This window comes from Pseudomonas sp. TH04, assembly GCF_016651355.1.
Taxonomy (GTDB): domain Bacteria; phylum Pseudomonadota; class Gammaproteobacteria; order Pseudomonadales; family Pseudomonadaceae; genus Aquipseudomonas; species Aquipseudomonas fluorescens.
On sequence record NZ_JAEKEA010000001.1, the window covers coordinates 432,775 to 444,351 of the forward strand.

The following is an 11,577-nucleotide window of genomic DNA, read 5'->3' on the forward strand; positions in this document are numbered from 1 at the left end:
GGTCGCTTCGAGTGACGCGAATGGTGGGTATGAACCCGGCCGGGGGCTGACCTGAAAAAGTTCGGTTGTTGGAGTCATTAGGCGTGCCTGGCCCTTATTAAATCAGATTAATCTCGTGTATTTCTAGGCGTTCGAATATATGCGCGATCTGGATCTAGACATAGAGTTGTGTGGGGTAAAGGTGTCCTTTCGCGCCTTGGAACCACATTGTCCAACGCGATAATCATCTGGAAAGAGGCCACGCTTTGGCTGGATATGGAACGCACAAAAGCATCGTTTTTTGACTGATACACAGCAGATACTCGAAAAAGCACGAATGAGAATGAGTGGCAAATGGGAATCACTGGTATATCATGCCTCGCGAAATTCCCGGCAGGTTGACTTTCCCGTCCGCTCATCCATCAGGTCAAAAATCCATGCGTCGTACCCTGATTTCACTCTGCGTGCTTCAGTCGTTTTCCACGTTTGCCTGGGCGCAGGTTGCGAGTACCGAAAATACCAGCCTTGAACTGCAAGCCATCAATGTCACGGGCGAATCAGTCCCGGAGACGGCGCAAGGGCCGGTCAAGGGGTATCGCGCCACACGCTCTGCCAGTGCGACGCGCACTGACACCTCAATTCATGAGACGCCTCAGTCCATCAGCGTCGTGCCCAAAGACGTGGTCGAGGACATCGGTGCGACTCGCTTGCAGGAGGCCCTGGACTATGCGGGCGGCGTCGGCCGCGCGAACAACTTCGGCGGCCAGGGACTTACCAGCTTTACGGTGCGAGGCTTTACCACCGCCGAGTTCTACCGCAACGGTTTTCCGATTAACCGTGGCTATCCAAGCATGCCGGACGCCAACAGTATTGAGCGCCTTGAAGTGCTTCGCGGACCGGCGACGATGCTCTATGGGCGTGGCGATCCCGGCGGTACCTTCAATGTGGTCTCCAAGCAGCCATTGCCTGAGCGCACGGTCACATTGGGTAGCCAGCTGGATGATCAGGGTATGAAGCGCGGCACCCTGGATGCCTCCGGCCCACTGGACGAGCAAGGGCGCCTGGCCTATCGCCTCAACGTGGTAGGCGAGGGCGGTGACACCTTCCGTGACCATGTCTCAACCGAACGCTATGGGGTAACGCCGGTACTGAGTTGGCAGGTCAATGACGACACCAAGGTGATTTTCGAAGGCGACTTCATGCGCAACAATCATCCGCTCGATCGAGGCCTGACTCGTTTCGCCAACCAACGCGGCACCGCGTCCCGCGACACCTTCTGGGGTGAAAAATACGCCGGTAACCTGCACAACGATAACAACATGGCTCAGTTGCGGTTCGAGCACATGCTCAACGACAACTGGAGCCTGGGCGGCGGTTTCCAGTGGTTGGACGGTACGATGAAGGGCAATGCGGTTGAGGCCAACGGCGCTACCAGCTTGAATGCCGATGGGCGAACGCTCCAGCGCAATTTCAACTACCGCAAGTTGGACTGGACCGACAAAGACTATCAACTGAACCTGACCGGGCACTTTTCCACGGGAGCCTTTGATCACACGTTGCTGACCGGTGTCGAGTACGAAGTGTATGACTACTCGTCGATCATCCAACGCTCCAGCGGCGCGGCGGGGGCTTTTCCAATCGACATCTTCAACCCGGTCTATGGCCAGCCACGTCCGGCGCTGACGCGTACGCCTACCCACGACAAAGAAAACCTCAAAACTTACGCGGCCTTCGTGCAGGATCAAGTGGCGCTGACCGAGCGTTTAAAAGTACTCGCCGGTGCGCGTTTTGAACGCTTCGAGCACGCGTACGAATCCTACGTGCCCGGCGTGAAAAACTGGAACGCCGCCGACAACGCCGTCACTCCGCGCGTGGGTGTGATGTATGACCTCACTGACACTGTCGCGATCTACGCGGATGCCGCACGCTCGTTCAAGCCCAACACGGGCGCCAGTCGCCAAGGCGGCGGGTTCGCGCCGGAGAAGGGCAAGTCCTACGAGGTGGGTGTGAAGTGGGAAGCGCTTGACCGGCAGTTGAGTGTCGATGCGGCGATCTATCAGATCGACAAGAGCAATGTCCAGGGCGTCGACCCCGTTGATTCAGCCTTCAATGTCGCGACAGGGCAGGTACGCAGTCGCGGCTTTGATCTAAACGTGGCCGGCAACCTGACGCCCGAGTGGCGGATGATCGGCGGCTATGGCTACGTGGATGCCGCAGTGACCAAAGACACCACGGTGCGCACCGGCACGCGCCTGGCGAATATTCCGCGCAATAGCTTCAGCCTGCTCAACGTGTATGAATTTCAGGATGGCGCGCTCAAGGGATTGGGCCTCGGCGCAGGTGGAAAATACGTAGCCGAGCGTGCCGGGCAGACCGCCAACAGCACCTTCACGATGGGCGCTTACACCGTCGTCGACTTGCTCAGCTATTACAAAGTCAACGAAAAGGTCAGACTCAACCTCGACGTGAAGAACCTGTTCAACCGTGAGTACGAAGAAGGCTCGTTCCTGAACTTCTACGCTTACCCCGGTGAACCTCGTACGGTGCAAGTGGGCGTCACTTACACCCTATAGACGCAGCAATCCATCAGACCCTAGCGCTCCAGTATGGGGCGCTTGCCAGATGTTCACGCTCAGGGTTGGCGGCGTAACCTAAATCGGTGTCCAAGATAACGTGCCTTTCCACGACTACCAGCACCCATTCACAAACTGGTTACGTCCCTGCGCCTTAGCGTTGTACAAAGCCTGATCTGCTACCTCAATCAACCCTTGCAAATGCTCCAGTTGAGACCCTGTGGCTGTCGCAATGCCGATGCTCACACTTAGCCGTCCAAACGGGCTGGTGTGATGCGCAATATTTTCTTTCTTCAACAGGTCGAGAATGCGCTGTGCAACCGCTGTGGCGCCGTCACTGTCGGTGTCTGGCATGATGATGCCCATCTCCTCGCCGCCATAACGTGCGACCAGGTCTGACGGTCGCCTTAAACACGCCTCGAAAATTCTGCCAACCGTCTGCAGGCACGCGTCGCCTGCCACATGCCCGAACGAGTCGTTAAAGCGTTTGAAGTAGTCGATATCGATCATCAGCAAAGCCAGCGTCGTGCCCTCACGCTTTGCTCGCAGCGCCTCCATGGCGAGGCTCTCATCAAAACAGCGCCGGTTTGCCAAACCCGTCAAGGCATCCTTCATTGCCAGCAGTTCAAGCTGCCTGTTCGAGGAGAGCAACCGCTGCTGAGTTTCACGCAACTGATCCTCTGCCTCGGTTCGACGACGGATATCCAGGATCAAAAACCAGCCGATAATGCCGATAAGCCCCAGCAACCCCGAAACGACCACCGCCGAGAGCAGGGCCTCTGTTCGCCACGCGGCGAGGGCTTCGCGTTTACCGAGTGCCACTGTCGTGATCAGCGGCAGCCGGTCACTCTTGCGGAAGGCGTAGAGCCGCTCCACCCCGTCCAGGCTGGAGGTGAACGACGCGGTGCCGACTGACCGATCGACAAGGTACTTTGAATAGATCGGCGACGAGGAAAAGTTGCGCCCCATGTCCTGCTCGCGGAAGGGATAGCGAACCAGCAACGTACCGTCGGTGTGGGACAAGCCGATAGCACCCTCCTGTCCTACATCGATTTTTCCAAACAGCCGCAAGAAGTTTTCGATCCCCAAGGTGACTGACACGACCCCGGCAAATTCGCCGTCAGCACCATTAAACCGTCGGCTGATGGTCATCACCCACTCCCGATTAGAGCGGCTGATGATCGGTGGACCGATAAAGATCTCGGGGGATGGATCATCACGATGATGGATGAAGTAGGCTCGATCAGAGCTGTTTGCCCCGGCAGGAATCGGCCGGTTGGAGGACATTAACCAGTGCCCCTTATTATCGTAAATGGTGATACCGCTCAGCTGTGGCATCAGCGGCTCCTGGCGGCCTACCAACGCCCGCAGCCGCTGAATTTGCGCAGGTCCGCTGCCTTCGGTTTCCAGGCGTTCGACAAGCCCGAGCAACAACAGCGCGCTCTGGCGGACGATGCCTTCGGAATAAGTGGAGAGCGCCTGAGTAAGGTTCAAGCCATGGACGTTGACTTCCTCCAGTGCTCGATCTCGAGAGGCAAACACCTTCCAGACAGTCAATGACGCCAGGGAACAACCAATAACCAGCAGTAAAAGCACAACCAAGTGGGTATCACGCTTCACGTTACTACCTTATGGAAAGCACGGTTTCCATTACAGCGGATATCGGACCTGGGCGTTAGCAGCCGCCACTCGGCTTTGTATCGGCCAAGGATACAAGTAGTTATGGAACACTGCAGCAAGAGATCATGAGCGCGAAAAAGATTTTTTTCATCGCTTCATAGTGTTTAGAAGAGGGTGTTCAAACGGCTGGTAAAGAGGGGCACGCGTGTTAACACACGAGTAAGAATATGGGCACGTAACCGCGTTACCCCTGAGAACTAAAATGAGCCGTGCTATTTTGCCGCAGGCCTTGTTAAAGGGTTTTGCTCGGTATCATTATTGGTGGCCCTTCGTGGCCAAGGTCATACTCCGTGACGCGACTGCTCACCGCACACTAGAGCGTGTTGCGTCAGATATCGGCGCTTCTCAGGCAAGCGTTTTAGTGACATATCATTCAGCGCACGTTGTCGCCTGACCCTTGTTTTGACGTTGCATGCCATCGAACCTCAATGGGAATCTGCTCGGGTGATCAAACCGTTATTGTTGCTGCGCCGTCGCTTCGCCTCTATCCGCTGGCGTACTCGCATCACGCTCTGGGCCGCGGCCACCCTTGCGGGGCTGTTGGTGGTGATGTTCGCCCGCCTGGCCGACCTGGCACTGATGCAGTTTGCTCAGCAGACAACCGAGCGGCCTTGGTTGCCGTTTATCTACACACCGTTGATCGGGATGCTGGTGGTCTGGCTGACCACGCGCTTTTTTACCGGGGCCCAGGGCAGTGGTATTCCCCAGGTGATCGCAGCCACACGGCTGGCCCACCAAGGCAAACCCGTCAATCATTTGCTGTCTTTGCGTCTTGCGTTCGCCAAGATAGGTCTTGGCACGCTGGCATTGACGGGGGGCTTTTCGGCAGGGCGCGAGGGCCCCTCGGTTCAAGTGGCCGCTTCGATCATGCACTTCTTTCACCGCTACCTGCCCAATGCGCGGATTATCCGCCCCGAGGACCTGATCCTGGCCGGAGGCGCAGCAGGCATTGCTGCCGCGTTCAACACACCCTTGGCCGGCGTGGCGTTTGCGGTAGAAGAGTTGGGGCGAAAGCTGGAGACCCGCACCAGTGGCGTGTTGCTCAGCACGATCATTCTGTCGGGGATGGTCGCGATCGCGTTACAGGGCAACTACAACTATTTCGGCCACTTTGACGTGCAAGCTGTCAACCTCGATACCGTCGTTCTTGCGCTGGCGTCCGGTATCGGTTGCGGCCTGCTGGGCGGGTTGTTCAGCCGCATGCTGCTGTGGCCACAACGGCATCAGCGATTCGTCCTCTGGGAGTGGCGCCGCTTACACCCCGTCTGGTTCGCCGGTGGCTGTGGGCTGATTGTGGCCATACTCGGCTGGCTCAGTGGCGGCATGTCATTCGGCAGCGGTTACGGCATCACCTCGCAGCTTATTGTGACCGACATTGGCCTGCCATGGCATGCCCCGATCACGCGCTTTCTGGCCACCGTCGTGACCTATTTTTCTGGTATCCCCGGCGGTATCTTTGCGCCATCCCTGGCGGTAGGTGCTGCGGTGGGCGCGAATGCCGCCGACTTTTTTAACGTGGCGGCGCAACCGATGATTGCGCTCTGCATGGTCGGTTTCCTGGCCGCGGTAACCCAGTCGCCCATCACGTCCGCAATTATCGTCATGGAGATGATCGACAGCCATGGGATGGTGATCAGTCTCATGGCCGTTGCCCTGATTGCCAAAGCGGTCAGTGCTCGAATGGGGCCGGAGCTATATCAGCAGCTGGCACGCGGCTTTCTGCAAACGCCCGCCACTGCTCGGGCCGACAAGCATTAGGTTCTGGATCGGCACGATACTGCGGCTATGACCCTAGGGGGGACGAGTCGCCCCCCTCTAAAGGTTTCAGTCGAAACGGAACGAGGCGCCATAAGCTGACGCGGGCAAATGGCTTGAACCGTCACGCCGTAACCGAGAGCGGAAGGTGCCGCTTTGCGGCTGGGTTCGGTAGAGGCCACGTTTTTGCAACTCTGGAATGACCAGCTCAACGAAATCTTCAAGACTGCCCGGGCTGAGCAGCGGATTGAGCATGTAGCCGCTGGTGCCAGAAATACGCGCGTGTTCCTCAATGCGTTCGGCTACCTGTTGTGGAGTACCCACAAGGATAAGGTCACTGCCTCGGGTTACATTGGCAAAGCGCTGTTTCACATCACCGGCGGTCAACGGTTTGCCACTGCCGTCAGGCCGCATCACGTAGGAGGTCATTCCTTCGGTGTGGGTCGAAAGCGCCTCACTGTCAGCGTAACGGCTGATATCGATACCGGTGTCGCCGGCGTAGCTCACCAATTGGGCCTGCAAGTGATAGTTGCTTTGCAGCTCATCATATTTGCGCTGAGCTTCGATCTCGGTCCTGGCGGTGACAATTCGCAGCACTGTTAAAGATTTCACGTCCTCAGCCTGCCGGCCGCGCGCCTGGGCTTGAGCCCAGATTTCTTCCAGCCCCTGACGAATTTCCAGAGGGCTGGATTTGGCGATGAAGATCAATTCAGCATGCTTGGCCGCGAATTGCCGTCCACGTCCTGACCAGCCGGCCTGGATCAGTAAAGGTGTGCGCTGGGGCGATGGAGAGGTCAGGTGCGGCCCGGCCACCCGGTAATGTTCGCCAACGTGGTTGATGGGGCGTACACGATCACCCTGCGCGTAGAGCTGGCGAGTCTTGTCGGCGACCACCGCGTCGTTGGCCCAACTGCCTTCCCAGAGCTTGTAGACCACATCCATAAACTCTTCAGCGCGCTCGTAGCGATCATCGTGCTTGATCATCTGCTCCAGGCCGAAGTTGCGGGCTGCGCTGGACAGGTATGAGGTAACGATGTTCCAGCCCACCCTGCCATTGGTGAGGTGATCCAGCGTACTGAAGCGTCGGGCGTGAGTAAAAGGATGCTCGTAGCTGGTGGTCACGGTGACCCCAAAGGCTAGGTTTTCTGTCACTGCCGCCAATGCCGGTATGATCATCAACGGGTCATTCGCCGGCGCTTCCACGGCCCATTTCATCGCCGCGTCAGCGTTGCCACCAAACACGTCGTAGAACCCCAGGACGTCCCCGAAAAACAACATGTCGAGGTGAGCCTGGTCTGCAATGCGCGCCAGGTTCGACCAGTAACCCAACGAGTTGATGGCCAGTCGTTCGTCAGCCGGGTGCGTCCAAAGACTTGGCGCACCGCCACAGCCCACACTGGCTTGCTCATAGAGCGCGAACAACAGAGGTCTTGGATCTGACATGGTGGTACCTGAAAAAGAGTAAGTGGAGGAGCGTGTCACCGCTGATTCTTGAAGCCTTTACCGTAGTGGCGTTCAAGTCTGTGCTGTATCAATTCAAGCCCTATGGACAACAGCCAGTAGATGACGGCGGCGGTGGTCAGCATTTCGATGTAGCGGTAAGAAGACCGCCCATAGGACTGCGCCAGGAACATCACCTCCCAGACGCCCATCACCGAAATCAGCGATGAGTCCTTCAGCATTGAAATGAACTGACTGGTTGTCGGGGGAATGATCGTGCGCATCGCTTGCGGCAGGATAATGTGCACGAAGGTCGCCGTTGGGCTAAGACCCAGAGCCATCGCCGCTTCGCGTTGTCCGGGGGCGACAGCCAGGATACCGGCGCGAAAAATCTCACTCAGATAGGCACCATAATTCAGCGAGAGCGCAATTATCCCCGCGCTGATCGCCCCAGGTACGACGCCCAACTGCGGCAAGCCCAAGTAGATCAGCAGAATCTGGATCAGCAGCGGCGTACCGCGAAAAAAAGACGCATAGAAGCTCGCGATACCGAACGCCACTGCGCTACGTGACAGGCGTGCAAGCGCGGTCATGAAGCCAAGAAGCAGCGACAGCCAGATCGAACAGAAGCACAGAAACAACGTCAGCGCGGCACCCTGCAAGAAGCCGTTAGGCCCCAAATGCAGGCCGACCAGATTTGGCCACTTCTCCAGAATGATCGAGAACTTCAGATCGAAGCTCATGAAAAACATCGCGCACACGCCGAACAAGCCTAACCACGTCAAATACAACCGAGTGCGAAAGCCAAAGAGCTGCCTCAATCGACGCGAATCGTTTGCGGATGCGATATTTACCTTGGCTGGGAGAGGGGGAAGGGCTGTCATTGGCTGATATCAGAGCCGATCCACTTTTGCGAAATCTTGCTCAGCGTGCCGTCGGCTTTAAGTTGAGTAATCACGTCGGTGACTTTGGCATTCCACTGAGGGTCGCCTTTTTCGATGGCGACTACGTTTGGTTCGGCGTACAGCGTATCGCCCGCAATTTTGAAGCGAGGGTCCTGAGCAATTCGCTCGCGGGCAGTAATGAGGTTGGTGACCATGGCATCAAGACGCACGCCAGTACCCAGCGCTAGATCCTGGAAAGCCACTGTCTCATTGTCGTAGGGCGCCACCTGAACATTATCGAATGGATAACTCAAAGGCTTGTCCTCGGCGCCCTCGATCACCAGGTTTTTGTTCAAGTAGGCTTCGTAAGTCGACGCACTGATCACGCCAACTTTTTTGCCGGACAAGTCTTTGCTCGCCCTGATGTCGTTGTCCTTGGCGTTCACCACGATCACCGCGGGCGACTGGTAATACTCGACAGGGAAATCGAACACTTCGGCGCGGGCCTTGCTCGGGGTCATCGAGCAGACGCAAATGTCATAGCGCCCGCTCCAGCGGCCAGCAGCAATCACATCCCAGGACGGTGTTTCCAATGTGAGCTTCACTCCAAGCCGTTGCGCAACAGCCTTGGCGACATCCACGTCAAAACCGTCCAGCTGGTTCTGTTCGTTGAGAAAAGAGAAGGGTGGATAGTTTTCCATCAAGATACCGGTCAGCTCGCCTTTTTGCGTCACGCGATCCAGAACGGGGCCTGCGAAAGCCGTTGAACACGTAGCGAGCAACGCCAAGCCAAACGGTAGAAATGCCGTAGTTTTCAAAGACAAATACCCCAATCAATTCAAAAATCTGAATAGATTAAAACGCACTATAAAACACGTTTGTACTTGTTTTATGGAATAAGAGGCTTGCTTAAGGCTATATCGTAGGGCGCCGGCGCACACACCTTCAGAACTCGAGTCTCAAGGACCATGCCGTCCGAGGCTTTTCAGCGGTCGCGACAGAGTGGCGAGCGTGCTCTATCTGGAAGGTTGATTTTAGGTGCGAAGCTCGAATAATAAGCAGCCCTGGGGCGGGACGTGCAGCGCTCTAACCCAACCATACTCCACGCATAAATGGCCCCAGAGCGAAAATGGCGTTAGCATTCCGTCCATTCGGCTTAAACAGCCTGTTTTTCAGATCAGGGTCGCATCGTGGAAAAGCTAAAACGCCTCCAAAGTGGAATCGAAGGGCTCGACGCTCTGCTCAAGGGCGGGCTGGTAGCAGGCTCTTCATACATTATCCAAGGGCGCCCAGGGTCTGGTAAAACGATTCTGGCCAACCAGCTTGGGTTCCATCACGCCGAAAATGGAGGCCGGGTTTTAGTCGCAACGCTTCTGGCCGAGTCACATGACCGTCTTTTTCAATTCCTTTCGACGATGAGCTTTTTCGACGCGTCCAAGGTCGGGGCTGAAATCCAGTTTGTCAGCGCATTCGATACGCTGGAAAACGAAGGACTGGATGAAGTAGTCAAACTGCTCCGGCGCGAGATAAGCCGCCAGAAAGCTACCGTTATGGTGGTGGATGGTTTGCTCAATGCGCGCTCAAAAGCTGATTCGCACATCGACACCAAAAAATTCATCTCTGAACTGCAGGGGCACGCCGCTTTTGCGGGTTGTACCGTGCTGTTTCTGACCAGTTCCCGCCTCGACGATGGCAGCCCAGAGCACACCATGGTTGATGGCGTGATTGAAATGGGCGAGGAGCTATATGGCACGCGTTCAGTGCGTAGAATTCAGCTGCGTAAGACGCGCGGTAGCTCGGCAATGACGGGGCTTCACGAGTGTGAAATTACCGAAAATGGCTTGGTGGTTTACCCAAGGCTGGAAAGTCTCTATAGCCACCCATCCTCTCCTGATAGCGCCGACATGACGCGTATCGCCAGTGGCATTCAATCACTGGACGACATACTCGGCGGAGGCCTGCACAGTTCCAGTGTGACGCTGGTCATAGGCCCCTCCGGCATTGGCAAGACAACGCTCGGCCTCAAATTCCTGTCTGAGTCGACGGTGGAAGCGCCGGGCCTGCATTTTGGCTTCTACGAAAGCCCACAACGGCTGCGACTCAAAGGCCAATCACTGGGTATCGATATCAAAGACATGGAGGACCGTGGCGCCCTGTGCATTGCCTGGCAGCCTACGACTGAGGGATTGCTGGATGGGTTGGGCGCACGACTGCTGAGTCTCGTTGAAGAAAAGGGTATCAAGCGCCTGTTCATCGATAGCTTGAGCGGTATGAACCGCGTCACCACAAATCCGGCGCGAATTAATGACTTTTTCAGTGCGCTGATGAACGAACTGCGATCCAGGGGCGTGACGGTATTTGCCTCGTGGGAAATGCGCGATCTTTTTGGCTCCGAGGTCAGTGCACCTAACTCTGACCTGTCCAGTATCGTCGACAACCTTATGCTTATGCGGTTCTCTGAAAATCAGTCTGAACTAAGCAGGACGCTTTCCATTCTTAAAGTACGAGACAGCTCTTACGACCCTTCGCGTTTCGAGGTCGTCATTCGTGATCAAGACGTTTTCCTGAAAAAGGCTTCGAGACATGAACCATCAGTCCCCACTGAGTCATCGCCCGGTTCAGCATCTTAAGTCTTTGTGCGGGTTGAATTAACATGACCACCATCCTGGTCGTCGACGACGAATATCTGATCGCTGACATTCTCAGCTTCGCGCTGGAGGATGAGGGGTTCATGGTGGTAACGGCCAGCAATGGTCGAAAAGCGCTCGAAGTGCTCGATCGAGAGCGGCCTGCGTTAATCATTACCGACTTTATGATGCCGGTCATGGACGGCCTGGAATTCGCCACAGCCGTTCGAGCACTGCCTGGCGCGAATCACTTGCCGATCATCTTGATGAGCGGCGCTCAGGCACACATCGGTATGCAGAGATCCGATCTGTTTGATGCGGTATTGGCAAAGCCATTCGACATCGACTTGATCATTGCCGAAGTTAAAAAGCTCTTGGCTTCTGAAGAGTAGCTGTTCGATCCACCAGTGAGGGTGACTGGGGTGAATGTGGCTTCAACGCCCTCGGAGAACACCTGACGCAGTTGCTGCGGTGCACTTACCGTGCGATCAGGCGCTGGCGTTTCACTCTCTAAGTGCGCATGAGCAAACGCCGCGGTGGCAGTTGCAAAGGATGCAAGCAACGCTACGGAGCGTCAGGTTTTTTCCAAAATGAGTGGCATCTTTATTACCTCTGCTTAACGACGAGTAAAGGTTTGCT

8 protein-coding genes and 1 pseudogene are annotated in these 11,577 nt (G+C 56.3%); 4 read left to right on the forward strand and 5 right to left on the reverse strand.

Going from position 1 to position 11,577, the window contains the following annotated elements; genetic code table 11:
• The first annotated feature begins 416 nt into the window (after positions 1-416).
• Positions 417-2,552, forward strand: a complete 2,136-nt coding sequence (locus JFT85_RS01845; RefSeq protein ID WP_187601738.1) for a TonB-dependent siderophore receptor — start codon at positions 417-419, stop codon at positions 2,550-2,552.
• A gap of 114 nt (positions 2,553-2,666) precedes the next feature.
• Here JFT85_RS01845 and JFT85_RS01850 read toward each other — a convergent pair whose 3' ends face one another.
• Positions 2,667-4,172, reverse strand: coding sequence for a sensor domain-containing diguanylate cyclase (locus JFT85_RS01850; RefSeq protein ID WP_053256063.1), 1,506 nt, complete (start codon positions 4,170-4,172; stop codon positions 2,667-2,669).
• A 504-nt stretch (positions 4,173-4,676) separates the two neighbouring features.
• Here JFT85_RS01850 and JFT85_RS01855 point away from each other — a divergent pair.
• The gene (locus JFT85_RS01855) at positions 4,677-5,990 is read left to right on the forward strand and encodes a chloride channel protein (protein ID WP_201229012.1); all 1,314 of its coding nucleotides are present in this window, start codon (positions 4,677-4,679) and stop codon (positions 5,988-5,990) included.
• 66 nt (positions 5,991-6,056) lie between these two features.
• Here JFT85_RS01855 and JFT85_RS01860 read toward each other — a convergent pair whose 3' ends face one another.
• From JFT85_RS01860 to JFT85_RS01870, 3 genes are read right to left on the reverse strand one after another with little or no spacing between them, the layout of a single operon-like run.
• Positions 6,057-7,430 (reverse strand): LLM class flavin-dependent oxidoreductase, encoded by a 1,374-nt coding sequence (locus JFT85_RS01860; protein ID WP_069552117.1) that lies wholly within the window; start codon positions 7,428-7,430, stop codon positions 6,057-6,059.
• Positions 7,431-7,465: 35 nt separating this feature from the next.
• On the reverse strand, positions 7,466-8,311 hold the full coding sequence (locus JFT85_RS01865; protein ID WP_053256060.1) for an amino acid ABC transporter permease: 846 nt from the start codon (positions 8,309-8,311) through the stop codon (positions 7,466-7,468).
• Positions 8,308-9,012 (reverse strand): ABC transporter substrate-binding protein, encoded by a 705-nt coding sequence (locus JFT85_RS01870; RefSeq protein ID WP_256556250.1) that lies wholly within the window; start codon positions 9,010-9,012, stop codon positions 8,308-8,310. Before JFT85_RS01870 ends, JFT85_RS01865 begins: the two co-directional genes overlap by 4 nt.
• Before the next feature lie 486 nt (positions 9,013-9,498).
• On the opposite strand from JFT85_RS01870, the gene JFT85_RS01875 reads away from it, so the two are divergent.
• Together JFT85_RS01875 and JFT85_RS01880 are read left to right on the forward strand one after the other, a co-directional pair.
• Positions 9,499-10,941 carry an ATPase domain-containing protein gene (locus JFT85_RS01875; protein ID WP_167422780.1) on the forward strand — a complete coding sequence of 481 codons (1,443 nt, stop codon included), beginning with the start codon at positions 9,499-9,501 and terminating at the stop codon, positions 10,939-10,941.
• Between the two features lie 23 nt (positions 10,942-10,964).
• A complete protein-coding gene (locus JFT85_RS01880) occupies positions 10,965-11,330 on the forward strand; it encodes a response regulator (protein WP_053256058.1) in 366 nt (121 codons plus the stop codon).
• 14 nt (positions 11,331-11,344) lie between these two features.
• On the opposite strand, the pseudogene JFT85_RS28385 reads toward JFT85_RS01880, so the two are convergent.
• A pseudogene (locus JFT85_RS28385) lies at positions 11,345-11,500 on the reverse strand (hypothetical protein); the annotation flags it as partial.
• Positions 11,501-11,577 lie beyond the last annotated feature (77 nt).

What these genes read in the sequence shown, in the direction of transcription:
- JFT85_RS01865 (WP_053256060.1), bottom strand. Translation starts at nt 8,311, where the DNA reads ATGACAGCCCTTCCCCCTCTCCCAGCCAAGGTAAATATCGCATCCGCA.
- JFT85_RS01845 (WP_187601738.1), top strand. Translation starts at nt 417, where the DNA reads ATGCGTCGTACCCTGATTTCACTCTGCGTGCTTCAGTCGTTTTCCACG.
- JFT85_RS01880 (WP_053256058.1), top strand. Translation starts at nt 10,965, where the DNA reads ATGACCACCATCCTGGTCGTCGACGACGAATATCTGATCGCTGACATT.
- JFT85_RS01860 (WP_069552117.1), bottom strand. Translation starts at nt 7,430, where the DNA reads ATGTCAGATCCAAGACCTCTGTTGTTCGCGCTCTATGAGCAAGCCAGT.
- JFT85_RS01870 (WP_256556250.1), bottom strand. Translation starts at nt 9,012, where the DNA reads ATGGAAAACTATCCACCCTTCTCTTTTCTCAACGAACAGAACCAGCTG.